Source organism: Vibrio sp. QJM3NY_27, from assembly GCF_057785955.1.
In genome coordinates, this window is sequence record NZ_CM173511.1 from 1,327,043 (window position 1) to 1,343,681 (window position 16,639).

Genomic DNA, 16,639 nt, shown 5'->3' on the forward strand with positions numbered 1-16,639 from the left:
TTTTCCTTTGATAGCTGACTATTCATGTCAGTGAATGTTCACTTTGATTGCATCGAGCCCGATCTCATGCAGGCGCTGTCGATTTTCAGAGTTACAGTTAATGAAGTCGCCTTTATCCATTGGGTCATCAGTCAGATCTGGTTGATATGGTCTAGACTCAAAGTCCATATATGGGGTGCTTTTTGCCCTGTAATAGCAGAGATATTTCATAAAGACGGGGAAAACTCTACGCATCAATGTGTGTTGATACCAATATTCGAATTCGTCTTCCAAAAATACTTCTAACTCCTCAATGCTTGGCAACCAGTTGAAGCAGCGGATTATTTTTATTGTTTGAGCCCAACTCATTTGTCGGTGGGTGGCTTCTGTTACATGTGCGGTGGGGCCAAGCTTACTTAGTGTGATCCAGTAGCGATCGCAGTTCTTCCAAATCTCTTTGAAGTCTCGCGCGAGCATTAACTCATCAATAGTAGTACCACTGAGAATCTCTTTTTCTATGGTGACCCTTGTTGCTCCCCACCCATTTTCGTAGAAAACGTCAGTTAGAAACGCAAGATTTTTACCAGACCAGTTTGTTGAATAGATAACTTCGACAGCTATTTGTTGCGCGCGCTCCCAGCGAGTCAGCTTGGAGCTGTTTCCATCATCTTCTTCAGCAAAAGGTTGCTGCTCTTCCTCACACTCCTCCTCGAAATTAAATTCCCTGAATGCCGAGACAAATGCATCATCTGAAGCATCAAACAGATCAAAACCTTCTTCATCAAAATCCAGTAGGAATTCGTCGTCTTGAAAGAGCTGTAAATCCAGTGGATCTTGTGTCCATTCCAAATCGCAATTTGACGGCTGGAAAATCTCTTGCGACGACAGAGTTTGCTCAGAGGTGTAAATTTGAGCTGTTTCATATTGAGTATTGTCTTCATGCTCGGACTCAGTATGGAATTCAAAATCTTCCATATGCTCAGATAGTGAGTTGATCGCCTCAGCTTTGGAAACAGATGATTCTGAAGGTGTGCAAGCTACATGCGCTTGGACAGTTTCCTTATCTCTTGTTTCAATCTCGTTTAGAGAAGCTTTCGTATCTGAGCTGCTTTTGTTTGTTACGGAAATTCTACTAACGCTCGGTGTTTTTTTTGTTTTCAGGTGTTTTACTAAAACAGGACTCTGTCCCGAATGACTTGAATAGACGCTACTTTCTTCAATATTCCTCGCTCTTGAAGGCACAACGTTATTGTTAAGAGCGAGTGTTTTTCTTGTGGGAGTTGCTCGCTCGACGTCAATGATAGGGTTAACGAAGGAAGGAAAGTTAGTGCTATCAAGCTGTTGCTGAATAATAGTGAGATCGTTTTGAGTGACGCGATCGTGCATGTATCCTTCGGCAGATTCGTAAACGATATTGTCTGTATGCTTGAATTCTAGAAAGTGGATGGCTTTCTGGGTCAAACCTAATTGTAGATAGGTTTTACCAGCGAAGCGTTGAAGCTCTCTGTTACTAGGGAACTCATCCAACGCAATTTCAAGCCATGCGCGTGCCTCCGACTTCCGCTTTTTGTCTAACTGCAGCTTGCATTTTTTTATTAAGTACTCTAAACGGTCGGTTGCCATGTTTATTGCCATTCAGGACGATTACGCCCTTGAGAAGTAAAATTGATTTTTGTCATTTAGGTGTTCAGCAACAGAAATAAATGCTGGAAGGACAGTTTACTCCAGTTGAAGTGCTGTCGGATATCGAGATTTTTGAAAGTTGCAGGCCATAGCCAAATTAATTAATCCATATGAAACACAATTGTGAAATTACTATCTGATAATGTGTACGTATCGTTCTAATCTTTGGGTGTTTTTGAGATAGGTTTACCAATCGGCAAAGTGGCATAGCGTTTTATTACAGGTGTTAGAGCGCCCAAATATAGAATATTAGGTGTTTAACCTGTTGTACAAAGGTCAACAGTCATAGGAATAACGACACTTTTGATAAGAAGGTTCAAACATCTAGCATTGGTCGAGATTTACACGGAGTGAATGGCACAATGTACTAGTTGCTCAATTGATAGCTTTATGGGACCTGTTGCTTGAAGAGCGTATAGAGTTGGGGTAATAGGTGCGGAATCGTAATTATAGAGTGATAACAATGTAAACACGGGCAGGAAAAGGCAAAGTTACTGGCTAGAAATAGAAAGATTTAGTGTGGTTTTATTACTCCCTTCTGGTTCTTTTGGTTTCAGAAGGGAGTTGCTTTTACTTATTAAGCATCATTAATTAACCCTTTCTCGTAGTCGGGGTTTGATTTGTCGAACCTTTTAACTAAATTGTATTCACTATGTTGCAAGCAATTAGGGAGATCATTATCTACAACGATAATTTGATACTTAATGTCTTGTTTTATTTTTATTATTTTCTTTATTTGTTGATAAATTTCTTCATAAATAGATGGATCTGAAATATTGTCAGTATCTTCATTGTTTAATCTTGCGTAACGCCCAATGTTTTGCCCTGGGGTATCTAGCATTAACGTGCTCGGTAGGTAAGCTCCGCTCTTGATAGTGTATCTTAATCTAGCTATATAAGTATTGACCGATAGTATAGTTCGAACCCCGCCTGAAGATATTTCACTGTATTTTCGGTCTCTAAATTTAGGCATGAACTTTGAATCGATAGTCGCACCATAATTGTTTGTCAACTTCGATTGGTTCATTAATATCTTAAACTCTTTAGTTAAACCATCTATTACATTATCTATACTGTCTAAGTCGCCTTCGATATTCTCTATTTTTAATTTAATTTGTTCTAAATTTGATTTTCTACTTTCAATGCTAGTATAGTTCTCATCGAGTTTTTTTGTTAGCATCATATTCTTTTTCAGTAAAGAGTGATGGCTAATCAAGTTACGTTTGATCGATTCAGCTTTAATTATCGCGTCAATGGTAGGAGAAAGGGTTTCTAAACTATTTACGTCAAAGTCAGAACGAACTTCAGATAAGTTATCTTCTAAAGATTTTTTCAATAACTTATTTTCTTCAATATTAACTAGCAAATTCTTAATGGTATTATCACAACCAGCAAGACGGTTTCTTAGAGATTTTATTTCGTGATCTAATGAGGCTTCATCGATAACAGGGTCAGATAAAGTAATAGTTGAACTACACATAGGACATGAAGCTTTACTAACAGATATTTCCTTAGGAGTTAAAGATAGCCTCATTGTCTTAGATGCTTTGATACAACTTATATCGTGTTGATATGTACTCTTTAACTTTGAATAGTTATTTAACTTATCTTCGCTTTCTTTGATATCTAATGTTATTTTGTTTATTTGTTTATCTAGATTGTAAATTGTCTTTTTTATATCATTTGAAACGATTAAAGAGTGAGTTTTACTGTTTTTTAATCTGGATATCTCTTCATTGATAGATTCAATTTTATTACTAATGTCTTCGTATTCATGGCTAGTGTCTGTTAGTGAATCTGTTGATTTTAAGAAGTTTCGAATACTCGTAGCGTTTTGTGTCAGGGATGTAATCAGTGTGGATTCATGCCTTAGTTGCTCATTCAGCTCAGAAAGTTGGTCGTCATGAACACCATAAATGAATTTTTGAACTTCAATATTTTTATTATGAACATATGGGTTAGCTGCATCCATTAATGTATCACTGGCAACTTTTTTCTGTTTCAGATAAATAAGTTTCATTAGATCTCTGAAACTTAAGCGGTCTGAGTTAGCGTTGTCTCTTTTTTTCGATTCTTTAATTCTTACTTTTGGGATTCCGAGCATATCCAAAATTATGTCAGAGATCCACCCGTCAGGTTCAGTTGAAGCGGATGAAGCTCCACAGATCAGAGGGTATACATCTTTGGTTTTTTCTTGGCTACAATGGTAGAGTTTTATTGTGTTTACATTTGAGCCCAAAACTCTGTCCAAAGTAACCACTTTCTCATTGAACTCTACTTCTAACTGTACAAACCTTCCTTTAGAACGTAACTCATCATAATCAAGTTGAAGTTCATTAAATCCTCCACCTAAGGCATAGTCAATTAGGTTCAATATACTAGACTTCCCGGAGTCCATATCTCCCCATATTAAATTCAATCCTTCGTCAAAATTGCATGTATATTCATTATCAACACCACCGATAACTAATTTTTTGAAAATCATGCTTATATTGTTCATTTATAATCCTATTATTGATTTTGTTAACTTTGTCTCAGGCAGTGATGCTATTTTAGTTAGGTTTCTTAAATTTGACCTTATGGTTTCATTAGGTGCTTTGAACTCTTTAATAAAATCCGAGTAGAAATATCTAGTTCCTTCAATAATTTCACTCTTTATTTCCCCCAACTCTAATAAGTAAATTATGCTTTCTTTTATATTGTCAGGTGAATCAAAGTCCTCTGCCATAATTGAATTATCGTAGAGTAGTGGTTTGTAGTTTCTAACACTCCCTAACTCTAGCTTTTCCAGTGTGGTTTTGAGTTTTATAGGGTTTTTAATTATAAAATAGAGTAATTCTATTTTTCTCATGGTGAGTATTTTCTTAGACCTAGTGTTGGTCGAAAAGTGGTGGACAATGAACATAATAATATACATTTTGTAGAATCGCTCTTCTCTGAAATCATGCATTTATTTCAATCTCATTCGTTATATCAGATATTTTAATACTATTGCACCAATTGATGTTTAGATTGTATTTGTTTGCTTCATGATGTAAAAGCCCTTTTTTATGCATGAAATTTACATATTCAAGAACACAGTCAATAGATGTTTTATCAAGCTCAATTATTTTTCGGTGGATTTCTTTAACAATTTCACTATTAGATTTACCTTGAGAACATGAAGAGTATGTTTTATACATATTAACTACTTTAACTTGTAGTTGTTCAAAGATTAACCTGTCTTTTTTTGGGGCTGATTTTAAAATAACGTCGGTATAGAAGAAACTTTCTTTTGCGTCTTCTATTAAACCCTTTTCAACTTGTGCCAGCATCATTTTTAATACAAATATTTCTTTATCATATGAGCTTAAGTTAGGGTCGTACTTTATATTTAACGAGTTTTCGATATCAATGTTGGCCTTTACATCTAATAAAAATCTTTCAACTATTTTGTATGAAATATCACTACTATCGGATGGTTTACAAATTGAAGTATGGTCATGGTCCACTAATGCGGTTTTAAATTTTTTCTTGTTACTTGTTGATGGAACTGAGCTGACTTGATTTACATAATCGTCATTTTTTGCGATCACATAGCGAGATAAAGGCATTTGTTCAATAGATTCTATCCAAGAGTCGTTTAAGTTAGCTATTTCTTTACTTAATGGTCCTAACTCTTTCACGTTAATGTTTGTTTTTCCAAATAATGCAGCTGGTAGGGAGCCTTTATGTGGAGTTGCCAAAGAAATATAACCAACAATTTCACTATGGATTTCATCATATGAGTTATCACTCAAATCAATTATCATTTTTTTGGAAATAAGCCCTCCCATGCTATGGGATACGAGGACTATTTTCTCGTAGTCGCTACAGCTAAATTGGATAAAGGTTGCTAACTCTTCGCTTAAAGTCAGGAAAGACACATTTTTCTGCCGTTTAGGTACTGATATATTTATGCCTGGTACGTAATTTACAAGTTTAGTCAGACTATGGGATAGGATTGAGTTCTTGATATTGATTATCTTCGTAAAGTAATCAAATTCCATAAAATCAAATGAACTACTGATCTCTTGATTTTTTCTAAGAAGCTCTGAAAACGACTCGTTATTGGAGTTTTTCCATGTGTTGGGTCCGCCGGTTAAACCGTGGACAAAAATAACTAGGCACTTATTCATGTTCGACCACTACTGATAAAATATTCAATTTATTTTATATCATAACACTATGCAGACTTATCAAATCAATAGGTTATCTTATTTTTTAGATCTGCGTTGTTTTTCGAGTGATGGTGGGATTTGATGGAGAAACGACAGCTCATGTCTTGGCTTTGCCACCCACTAGTTAGCGAGTATTCAAAATAAGAATTTTATTGTTCGCTCTTATAGCGGTTTCGTTTCATTTTGGTGCAGATACGTGATGGATGAACTTTTTATCGTTGAGTTTGTTCAAAAATACATCTAAGCTTTTAGTTGAGAAAACTACTGTATAAGTCCACCTTTCGTCCACCCTTAATCCACCCAAGCAAGAACGGGATAAAGTGGGGAAGGGGAAAGTTGATTATTTTCAGTATATTGCGCGAGATTTACGACGTTTTTGAGGGCTCAAAAACGGTGAAACCCCGATGTTGGTAGCATCGGGGTTTCGAATTTCTAGATTTCTCGACTGGTAAGATCGATTATCTTTTCTATGCAGAAGGCTTGGAATTATCCAATCTTATTCCTTGGTAGGGAATTAGATACGGATGAAGTCCATGTGCTCAACTTTAGGCTTGAACGCGTGACGTTGAACGTCTTGCGGCTTAACCTTAACTTCTGCGCCGTCAATCAACAGAGTGATTGCTTCGTAGAATTCAGGCTTATCCATTTGGTTGATCACTTCAGCGTGAACAAGTTCGATAGCTACAGCTGCTGCTTCGCCACCGTAGATTACAGCTGGGAATTTACCAGCGTGACGTAGGCGGCGGCTCGCACCTTTACCTAGTTCAGTACGTACTACTGCTTCAAATTTCATAGTTTTACTCTCAAATTAGTAAAAATTAACTTCACACCTCAATGCGACCTTGAGTATGTGGTAAAGCTTATGCATAAACGAGTTCATGCTTAAGCGAGCGCGGATACTAACATCACATTCAAATCTGAGCAAGTCAGAAGCCCATCTCAAAGTGAATTTCCTTCGATAAATGATTCGTTTGAAGATAAAACGTTCACTAACTCTTATTTACCCCATTTTATCGTCTTTTACATTGCCAATGTTATCTATTTATAGCGCTGCTAAATCATTAAGTTAATGAACGGAAAATGAATGTTTGCCTAAGACTTGGTTAAGGCTTGGTTCGTTAATCTTAGTGTTAATCAAACAGCAGAATGAATAGGTGAAAATATGGAACCGGTAAGCATTGTCGTAATTACGCTAAACGAAGAGAAACGCATTAGCCGCTTAATGGAAGAGTTGAGTGTGCAAACCCACCAAGAGTTTGAAGTGATTGTCGTCGACTCCAACAGTGAAGACAACACAAGGGAAGTGGCACAAGCTTATGAAAACGCGTTACCAAAATTAACTGTTCATCATATGGAAAACCGTGGTGTGAGCCTTGGCCGGAACACGGGTGCTTCATTGGCGCAATACAACAGAATCCTTTTCTTAGATGCTGACGTGAGCTTGCCTCGAAACTTCCTTGCGAAAGCACTTTATGAACTAGAAGAGAAGAAGCTTGAAGTTGCGGGTGTGTACATGAGTTCGAAAGGTCTGCCGCTTGTACACAAGTTTGGTTACGGCTTATTTAACGCAGGCTTGTTCACTACACAGTTCTTTTTCCCGACGGCGATTGGTGCCTGTATTTTTTCGACTAAACGTGCGCATGATGAAATCGGCGGTTTCGATGAAGATATCGTCCTGTGTGAAGACTGTGACTACGTAAAACGTGCGAGCAAGACATGGCGATTTAGATTCCTGAATATGACTTTTGGTTTTGACCCTCGTCGATTAGACCAAGATGGCGTTGTGAAGACAGGCTCAACTTATCTTAAAGCCAATGTAAGACGCTTCTTCAAAGGCGAAATGCGTAACAACGAGATGAACTACAAGTTTGGTCACTACAAAGAGCAGTAAGTATTGAGGTTGTTATGTTTGATGGACTAGGGCTGTTTCTAGGGGCATTGGGTGATGCTCTCATTGGCCCAAACCTATTTGTACCGGGAGAGCCCTTCTTTATCGCAGCGGGCTTTCAACTGTATTCAGGTGCATGGATGGCGTTGGTTTTGGTGATGCTAGGTGGTTTTCTTGGTGACCAACTCAGTTATTTCATTGGTTATAAATACGGTGTTAAGGCGCAACGAAGGCTCATTAAGTTTCGTCCTAAAACCAAAAGATTAATTGCTCGCTGCCGCTATCTGGTTGCTCGCAAAGGCACATACATCATTCTTTTTGCTCGTTTATTAGGGCCTATCGCTTGGGTTGTGCCATTTATAGCGGGTTCGCATCGTGTACCTTGGCGCAATTTCAGTGTGTTGGCGTTGTTCGGCTTGGCTCTTGGTGGTGGACAGTTCATTGCTTGGGGTATGTTACTGGCACACGGCGTTGAAAATTTTCCGTGGCTTAATAGCCTTAAGATATTTATCTCTGAGCATAATAGTTTGATCGTCGGGGTATTCGCGGTATTGGTTTTCACCATTATTGGTTATCGAATGAAGTGGCGACGCTTGGTGCTTAAATCCAGTGCGCTGTTGTTGGCGTGGATATTGTTTGCGAACTACGCTCACTTTTTCTGGAAGGCCGATGATTTTCAGAATCAACAAGAGATGGTTCAAATTGAAAAAGTCGACTGGAATTCGGTGACCTATAAAGCATTCCCAGGCAAATCTTCATTCTACTCGGCACAAGCGATCAACGTAATTTATGTTGGAGCGACTCCCAGAGATTTAATGAAGCAATTAGGCTGGATAGAGAATCAAACGTTCTCTCGAAACGAGATTGAATGGGCAGGTTACCTCGCATTGCTTAGAGACAAAACGCCACCAGTGTCTGATTTGTATTGGCGAGACAAGCCACAAGATATGGCGTTTCAATTGCCGGGTAACTTGATGAAGCGCAGTCATATTCGCTGGTGGCGTGCTGGTGTTGATATTAAAACTAACCAGCCTCAGTGGTTAGGCGCAATTAGCTATGATGATGGCCTTAAGGTCACCCCTTACTCAGGCATTGTGACCATACTTCATAACATCGACCCTAATGTTGATGAAGAGCGAGATAGGCTCGCTAATCAGATACAAACGTCACTACCAGACATCGAGCTAGACAAGTATCCATTGGCAACCGTAGAAGTGATGAATGACGATCATGACTATTATACTGATGGCAGGGTCTTGATGATCGGAGTAGCGACCTACCGCGATGATTCACAAGCTTTGGATGTTGCTGTGAACGATATATAGAGTCGTATATAAGGTCGAGTGAACTAAGCCCTAGCATTACGCTAGGGCTTATTGCGGTGGTTAGCCCTTACTTAGTTTAAGCACCAGAGAGGCTTTCAATCCGCCCATTGAGCTCTTGCTGAGCGTTAGGCTGCCTCGGTAGCTGTGCGCCATTTCATTCACGATGTTAAGCCCCAATCCTGTTCCCGGTGTGGTTTCATCAAGTCGAACACCACGTTTGGTGACTTGCTCAAGCTTCTCTTCAGGAATGCCTTGGCCATCATCTTCAATCACCAATTCAATGTTGCCATCGTCGAGTTCATTCGAATGGACTCGGATAATGCTGCTCGCCCATTTGTAACTGTTCTCGAGTAGGTTGCCGACCATTTCATCAAGGTCGGTTTTTTCTACCGCTACTTCAATCTCAGAGTCTAACTCGTTAATCATGGTGACTTCGTTAGCAGCGTAGACTTTATCAAACGCCATTGAGATAGCTTCAACACGCTCACAAGGTGAAGACTTCACCGAAAGAATGTTCATTGCACCAGCCATGCGCGCACGGCCAAGGTGATAATCTATTTGGTTCTGAATCTGATGAATGGGTTGTTGTAACAATGTTTTGTCATCGTCTGGAAGTCGCTCTATCTCATTTTTCAGAACTGAAAGCGGTGTTTTCAACGCGTGAGATAAGTTACCCGCGTGGTTACGAGCTCGCTCCAATAACTCTTGATAGTGGAAGAGTAGGGCATTGAGGTCAGAAACTAATGGGGAAACCTCTTTCGGATAGTTATCGCTTAACCCTTGTTGCTCGCCGTTTCTTAGCATCACCAGTTCGCGCTGCATTTTATTAAGTGGCAGTAGTGACCAACTGACTTGAATGCCGATGAGCAGTAGCACACCCACAAACAACAACATCAGAATCAACCATACTTGACTAGTAAGCTCGGTCAATGTGGATTCTAGTGGGTCTTCATCAATACCTATGGTGATGGTAACGGGCTCATTTAGTTCAGGTAAGTAGATGTCTTGCTCAATGTAAATCAGCTTCTCATCTTGTGGCCCTTTGACCGATGTGTGGATAGGAGAACGCTTGATGGTGAGGTCTTTGTCCCATAGAGATCGAGATCGAATAATCTGGTCTTGGGTAGCAGCTCGCCAATAAATACCACTGTAGGGTTGGTTAAACCTAGGGTCAGACAGACGCTCTGCCATGATGAGGTTACCACTGTCGTTGGTTTCTATGTTGGCGGTTAACTCGTCCATGGTTAGGCTGAGCTGTTGCTTGACGTCATCGACCAAGTAATCGTTAACCAACTTAGGTATTCCGACGCCTGCCGCTAATATCATCGCACCTAGCCAAAAAGCCGCAGCGAGGAGCAAGCGGCTTTTAAGACTGACGTTTTTAAGTGTTCGTTTTTTTAGATTCATACGTTACCAGCCTGTCTTTGCTCATCTTGCTATTAGAACAACGACGATCAGCACAGGCTGTCCACTTAATTGATGGTTGTGCTTAAATTGACGACTGCTCTTAGCTTAATTAAATACAGCATTATTCAGCATTCAGTTGGTAGCCAAGGCCACGAACGGTTTTGATAATCTTAGGTGCGATTTTCTTACGAATACGACCGATGAAAACTTCAACCGTGTTCGAGTCGCGGTCGAAGTCTTGCTTGTAGATGTGCTCAACCAACTCAGTGCGCGAGATAACCTTGTTTTGGTTATGCATGAAGTACGCGACAACTTTATATTCTAGCGCCGTGAGGCTAACCGCTTGACCTTGCCACAACACTTTAGAGCTGCGTGTGTCTAGGCTTAAATCACCAATTTGAAGTATAGGAGCAGCACTGCCTGACGCTCGGCGTAGTTGAGCACGAATGCGGGCTATCAGCTCGACCATTTCGAATGGTTTAGTTAGGTAGTCATCAGCACCTGCATTCAAGCCTTCTACACGTTGCGTAAGCGTGTCACGCGCACTTAAGATAATCACTGGCGTGTTAATGTTTTCGTCTCGAATGCCTTTTAATACGGTTAGGCCGTCCAGCTTAGGTAGACCTAAATCGAGAACAATAGCATCCCACTCTTCTGATGTTGCACGGTAGAGTGCATCAATACCATCTTGAGAAAGTTCTGGAACCCAGTCGGCTCCCTCAAGGGTTTCTAGAATTTGTTGGCCCAAGCGAGGTTCGTCTTCAACGACTAAAATTTTCATAATTGTTCTTCTTAATTCTTGTAATGACTGTTCGTTGTGCTTAATTGCTCGTCGTGATCAATGGCGTCTTTAACGTTGCGGCTCTGAATTATTCGCCGTGTTTAATTGCGTCTTTAAAGTTTCGGCCTTTAATCATGAGCATTTCTAACGTCTCAGCGTTGTATTCGACTTTGATGATGTTGTTTTGGTAATTGATTTTTAGTTCATACACCCAAATGTCGTCATCTTCTTCTAGCTCTACTTTAATGATTCTGCCATGAAGATCGTTCTCAACGGCCGCATACATTTCTGAGAAAGGGCGAATATAGCCTTCGCGTACGGCTTCGTAGACTTCGTCTTGATCTTCTTCAAATTCGATACGGGTTCCCGCTTTATGGACATCTTGTACAAGATCATGACCGTTATGATCTGAGTCAGCCCACGCACTAGCGGCGACACATAAGCCTAAGCTTAAAGAAAACATAGAAATCATAACTTTACTAAACATAGCGAATCCTAGAGAAGGTTGATAGCGTTCAGTATAAAAAAGTAATTCTGAACAGAAAGTGAACCTGATGAATAATGAGATTTAGGTTCTCAAAAAATGAGATGTTAACGTTGTTGAAGCTCGTCTTCGAATATCTTGTCTCTCATTTTCCAAAAACGCCCGACTTTACGCGCAATCACGAATTGAGGTGGGCGGAATCTATGTTGGTGAGCAACCACTTTCGTTGGTGAGGCTTCCTCAAAAGGGCGGTGTCTGTCTGCAAGGTGAGGGCGAACAAACTGGTCTTTGAAGTTCTGCTTCTGCTTTTTGGTGGTTAGTGACCAAAACTCATGCACTTGCGCTTGGTTTTCACCACGGTAAGTGACTTTAAGTTGCGACTTACCTTTGTCGTCCTTGAGAACGTTAAGATCCATCTCTAAACACTCAAACACCAACGCATCCTTTAGGTTTAGTGCTTCTTTAAGTTTTTTATCTGGGTCGACTAAGGTGGCATCGCACTCATGACAAATACGTGCGGCAATGTCGTTGTCAGCGCCGCATTCACCGCAGTATTTGGCTCGGAAGCGATAATTACAGTGTTCGCGTTCGCCCGTGTCTTCATCGGTAAAGTAGCCTTGGCATTTACGGCCAAAGTGCTCGAGCAAGAAGCCATTGCTGTCTAGCTTGCCCCAGAAGTTGTTGTTGAAGCCGCATGCAGGGCAGGGGATGGTGATGATTTCACTGTCTGAGTCGGGTTTAGGGTCGCCCACTTCAGGTTGGTAAAGATCGTAACTGTTGCCTGCATAGTCGAGCACTAAACACTCTTTTTTACCCGGCGATAAGCGTAAGCCACGGCCAACGATTTGTTGATACAAACTGATGGACTCTGTCGGGCGCAAAATCGCGATTAAATCCACATGAGGCGCATCAAAACCTGTGGTTAATACCGATACGTTAACCAAGAATTTGATTTTACGTTCTTTGAAGTCACTGATGATTTGGTCACGTTCGAGAGTTGGTGTGTCACCGATTACGATCGATGATTCACTTTCGGGCAGTAAGCTAAGGATCTCTTGTGCGTGTCTAACAGTGGCAGCAAATACCATGATCCCTAACTTGTCTTTGGCCAGTTCAATGATCTGGTCGACAATTTGTGGGGTCGCACGTTTAGATTGCTCAATCACCATATCGAGTTCGGCTTCTTTGTAACGACCTGTACTTGCAGGTTTTAGCTGTGAGAAGTCATAGCTCAATACTGGCGCATCGATCATGCGTGCTGGTGTTAGAAAGCCTTCGTCCAACAAGTAGCGAATCGGCAACTCGAAAATACAATCTCTGAAAAACCTAGGCTCTTCAGATCGTACTTGTCCACGCGTGTGATACTGATAAAGCCAACCCATACCAAGACGATAGGGGGTCGCGGTTAGCCCAAGCACCTTGATCCCCGAATTATTCTCGCGTAAGTGAGTGATCACTTTTTGGTAGCTACTGGTCTTTTCATCGGGAACACGGTGGCATTCGTCGATAACCAACAGTGAAAATTGGTTAGAGAATGAATCGAGGTTGCGAACCACAGATTGAACCGAAGCAAACACCACTTGTTGGTCTGTCTCTTTTCGCCCTAAACCCGCAGAGAAAATTGAGCCTTTCAGCCCATAACCTTCATACTTTTCATGGTTTTGTTCTACCAACTCTTTAACGTGAGCGAGTACCAGCACTCGACCTTTTGCAAGCCTTGCTAGCTCTGCAATCACAAGGCTTTTTCCTGCGCCTGTAGGCAACACAAGAACAGCTGGAGTTTGGTGTTTTCTGAAGTAATGAATCACTGATTTTACAGAATCAGCTTGGTACGGGCGGAGTGTATACATATCGCGTCTTGTAGGGTAGAAAACAAATAGTGTGAAATAGCTCAACTAATTGAGCAAAGGTGACTATAATACCCGACTTAGATTAGTTGAGGTATTCATGCGTTTAGATAAATTTCTGTGCGATGCATTAGGCGTCACTCGAAGAGAAGCAACACACTTATTAAAATCCAAGGCAGTGACAGTAAATGATGTCATTCAAAAAAGCGGTTCACTCAAGGTAACTGAAGAGTGCGTTGTGGAATGGCAAGGCAATGAACTGAATGTTCACGGCCCACGTTACATCATGCTTTATAAGCCAGAAGGCTTTGTTTGTTCGCATGAAGATGGCGCAAATCGTATCGCCTTTGAATTACTCGATGAAATCAAAATGGACAAGCTGCACTTTGCTGGTCGTCTAGATATTGATACGACGGGTCTTGTGTTGATTACCGATGATGGTAAGTGGTCTCACCGCATCACATCACCAAAGCACAAGTGCGAGAAGACGTACCGTGTGTGGTTGGTTGAACCTGTTGAAGACGATTACGTTGAAAAATTCAAAGAGGGCATCCAGCTTAAGAGCGAAGATGGCCTAACACTTCCAGCACACTTAGAAGTTCGTGCTGAGCGTGAAGTACTATTAACGATTCACGAAGGCAAATACCACCAAGTAAAACGTATGTTTGCGGCACTTGGTAATAAAGTTGAAGGGTTACACCGTGAGCGTATCGGTGAAATCGAGATGGATGAATCTTTGGAGTTGGGTGAATACCGTTACCTAACACAAGAAGAAGTCGACTCTATCTGGAAGTAATCTTTTCTGCCGTAGATGTAGCCGACCAAGGATAGCGTCGGCTGATTATTTTGACTGGTACTAGGACAGTTTCAGCCATTATTACTATATGTTCATGTATGTGTGCGCATATTCGTGTATCACTGTGCGTATTCGTATATTGCTGCGTGCATGCTCGTGCTCACATAGAACTTAGTACTTAGTCGGAGAGTTATGCAAACGTCTACCCAACAGACCCCAAGCTCACAACCACAAACTCCTCAGTTAGGTTGGATGCTATTTTTGGTTCTGGGTGCGATTGGTGCACTGACACCACTCGCCATCGATATGTACCTGCCTGCTATGCCAACGATCGCCAAAGATCTAGGCGTTACAGCGGGTGAAGTTCAAATCACACTCACAGCGTACACCGCAGGTTTTGCATTAGGTCAGTTGTTACATGGTCCGTTAGCCGACAGTTATGGTCGCAAGCCTGTTCTACTGATTGGTGTATTCTTTTTTGCGGTCGCGTCTGTTGTGAGTGCGACGACTCATGGCATTGAAGCGTTAACGTTAGTTCGTACGGCTCAAGGTTTTGCAGGTGCTGCGGCTGCGGTTATTATCCAAGCGGTTGTGCGTGATATGTTCGACCGTGAAGATTTCGCAAGAACCATGTCGTTCGTTACCTTAGTGATGACGGTTGCACCACTTATCGCGCCGATGATTGGTGGTTACTTAGCATTGTGGTTCGGTTGGCGTTCAATCTTTTGGGTATTGGCTATTTTTGCGGTGATTGTCATTCTCGCGGTGATAATCAAAATTCCTGAGACATTGCCTGTCGATAATCGTCAACCATTGCGCTTTAAAACCACGATTCGTAATTACGCTCGTTTATGTAAAAACCCGACCGCTATGGGCCTGATTTTCTCGGGTGCGTTTTCGTTCTCTGGGATGTTTGCATTCTTAACCGCAGGCTCTTTTGTCTACATTGATGTCTATGGCGTACGTCCTGACCTGTTTGGTTACCTATTTGGTCTGAACATTGTTGCGATGATTCTGATGACGACAATCAATGGTCGAATCGTTAAGAAGGTCGGCTCTCATACCATGCTGAGAGCAGCGCTGGTCATCCAATTACTGGCTGGCGTAGGTTTACTTGTCGGTTGGGCATTGGATCTCGGGCTTTGGGGAATTGTGCCGTTTGTGATGCTATTTATTGGCACCATCTCTACTATTGGCAGTAACTCTATGGGTCTATTGCTCAGTGGTTATCCAAACATGGCAGGCACGGCTTCATCGCTTGCGGGAACATTAAGATTTGGTACTGGTTCTGTCGTTGGGGCTATCGTTGCGATGCTGCCAAGTGACAGTGCTGGGTCTATGGCTATGGTAATGGCTGCGTGTGCAGTAATGTCAGCATTACTATATTGGACATTAGGAAAGAAGGCATAATGTCAAAATACTATATTGAAATTCAGAAGTTAGTGAATGATGCGCTAGGCGAGCTATATGCTCTACATAAGTCTGGTAAGGCCATTGATGCGCCTATCGCGAACAACCTTTACCTTGTTCGATGGGTAACAAAGGCGATTAAATCCCAAGCTTATGATCGCGTGATTGTGCCTGACTTGGTTCGCTGGCAGAAACAGGGTCGCTCAAAAGGCAATAACTCTGATTTAACTTTTACCTTTAAACGTATTTCTGCGTTTTACGGGCGTTTTTTCCCTGAAGGCGAAGAGCCTAAAGCGCTAAAAGACAGTGATGTTGAAGCGTTCATGGACAAAATGTACGAGATGGGTTGGAGTGTATCAAGTGAAGACGAGCTAACGACTGGCGGTAAGATTCAATTCTTCACCGATGGTGAGCACTCTTTTGCTTTGTGTGGCAAACAGTGTGACGACTCTTTCGACGGTGAGTTGATGGTTAAGCCAATGAACTGGTTTGTTCGTGGTAACCACGCTGAGTTCATTCAAGCAGCGATGGAAGCGGGTTTCATGCTTCACAAAGTAACGGACTATAAGTCTGCGGTGAAGTATCACGGTGAATACATCGTTTACCCTGCTAACCAAGGCAACCAACTTGCAGAGATCCCAATTAGCGTTATTGGCTAGTAGTGGATTCTGGATACGAGATGAGAGATACGAAGAGCGGAATTATCTGCTCTTTTTTTGCCTCTCATAGCGCGTGTCGCAAATTTGCTGTTAAGCCTTTTCGCATCTCGGCACTCGAATCCGCTTTTAATCGTTTCTCATCCCGTATCCGATTTTAATCGTTTCGCATCTCGTTACTCGA

The 16,639-nt window shown here is 41.4% G+C and carries 14 protein-coding genes; 5 read left to right on the forward strand and 9 right to left on the reverse strand.

Annotated elements, in window-relative coordinates; all coding sequences use genetic code 11:
- Nucleotides 1–27: 27 nt before the first annotated feature.
- From AC3CIA_RS06050 to rplY, 5 genes are all read right to left on the reverse strand, one after another.
- The gene (locus AC3CIA_RS06050) at nt 28–1,602 is read right to left on the reverse strand and encodes a tetratricopeptide repeat protein (RefSeq protein ID WP_488518695.1); all 1,575 of its coding nucleotides are present in this window, start codon (nt 1,600–1,602) and stop codon (nt 28–30) included.
- A 637-nt stretch (nt 1,603–2,239) separates the two neighbouring features.
- Entirely contained in the window at nt 2,240–4,162 is a 1,923-nt protein-coding gene (locus AC3CIA_RS06055; RefSeq protein WP_488518696.1) for an AAA family ATPase, read from the reverse strand.
- Nucleotides 4,163–4,513, reverse strand: a complete 351-nt coding sequence (locus AC3CIA_RS06060; protein WP_488518697.1) for a hypothetical protein — start codon at nt 4,511–4,513, stop codon at nt 4,163–4,165.
- 91 nt (nt 4,514–4,604) lie between these two features.
- The gene (locus AC3CIA_RS06065) at nt 4,605–5,819 is read right to left on the reverse strand and encodes an ABC-three component system protein (protein WP_488518698.1); all 1,215 of its coding nucleotides are present in this window, start codon (nt 5,817–5,819) and stop codon (nt 4,605–4,607) included.
- Nucleotides 5,820–6,375: 556 nt separating this feature from the next.
- Nucleotides 6,376–6,654 (reverse strand): 50S ribosomal protein L25, encoded by a 279-nt coding sequence (gene rplY, locus AC3CIA_RS06070; RefSeq protein WP_017079048.1) that lies wholly within the window; start codon nt 6,652–6,654, stop codon nt 6,376–6,378.
- 369 nt (nt 6,655–7,023) lie between these two features.
- On the opposite strand from rplY, the gene AC3CIA_RS06075 reads away from it, so the two are divergent.
- Both AC3CIA_RS06075 and AC3CIA_RS06080 read left to right on the forward strand, forming a co-directional pair.
- Nucleotides 7,024–7,752, forward strand: a complete 729-nt coding sequence (locus tag AC3CIA_RS06075; RefSeq protein ID WP_488518699.1) for a glycosyltransferase family 2 protein — start codon at nt 7,024–7,026, stop codon at nt 7,750–7,752.
- Nucleotides 7,753–7,766: 14 nt separating this feature from the next.
- A complete protein-coding gene (locus AC3CIA_RS06080; protein ID WP_488518700.1) occupies nt 7,767–9,074 on the forward strand; it encodes an LssY C-terminal domain-containing protein in 1,308 nt (435 codons plus the stop codon).
- Nucleotides 9,075–9,134: 60 nt separating this feature from the next.
- On the opposite strand, the gene AC3CIA_RS06085 is transcribed toward AC3CIA_RS06080, so the two are convergent.
- The 4 genes from AC3CIA_RS06085 to radD form a co-directional block, all read right to left on the reverse strand.
- Nucleotides 9,135–10,481, reverse strand: coding sequence for an ATP-binding protein (locus AC3CIA_RS06085; RefSeq protein WP_054546590.1), 1,347 nt, complete (start codon nt 10,479–10,481; stop codon nt 9,135–9,137).
- A 121-nt stretch (nt 10,482–10,602) separates the two neighbouring features.
- Complete coding sequence (locus AC3CIA_RS06090; RefSeq protein ID WP_004734666.1) at nt 10,603–11,262, reverse strand: response regulator transcription factor; 660 nt, start codon at nt 11,260–11,262, stop codon at nt 10,603–10,605.
- Nucleotides 11,263–11,350: 88 nt separating this feature from the next.
- Complete coding sequence (locus AC3CIA_RS06095) at nt 11,351–11,749, reverse strand: PepSY domain-containing protein (RefSeq protein ID WP_004734667.1); 399 nt, start codon at nt 11,747–11,749, stop codon at nt 11,351–11,353.
- 104 nt (nt 11,750–11,853) lie between these two features.
- Nucleotides 11,854–13,596: a DNA repair helicase RadD gene (radD, locus tag AC3CIA_RS06100; RefSeq protein WP_171307738.1), complete on the reverse strand. Its 1,743-nt coding sequence runs from the start codon at nt 13,594–13,596 to the stop codon at nt 11,854–11,856.
- 97 nt (nt 13,597–13,693) lie between these two features.
- Between radD and rsuA the strand changes: the two genes are divergently transcribed.
- From rsuA to AC3CIA_RS06115, 3 genes are all read left to right on the forward strand, one after another.
- Nucleotides 13,694–14,389: a 16S rRNA pseudouridine(516) synthase RsuA gene (gene rsuA, locus AC3CIA_RS06105; RefSeq protein ID WP_004734669.1), complete on the forward strand. Its 696-nt coding sequence runs from the start codon at nt 13,694–13,696 to the stop codon at nt 14,387–14,389.
- 192 nt (nt 14,390–14,581) lie between these two features.
- Nucleotides 14,582–15,799 (forward strand): Bcr/CflA family multidrug efflux MFS transporter, encoded by a 1,218-nt coding sequence (locus AC3CIA_RS06110; RefSeq protein ID WP_017079054.1) that lies wholly within the window; start codon nt 14,582–14,584, stop codon nt 15,797–15,799.
- The gene (locus tag AC3CIA_RS06115) at nt 15,799–16,458 is read left to right on the forward strand and encodes a DUF2913 family protein (protein ID WP_010441495.1); all 660 of its coding nucleotides are present in this window, start codon (nt 15,799–15,801) and stop codon (nt 16,456–16,458) included. Before AC3CIA_RS06110 ends, AC3CIA_RS06115 begins: the two co-directional genes overlap by 1 nt.
- The last annotated feature ends 181 nt before the right edge of the window (nt 16,459–16,639 follow it).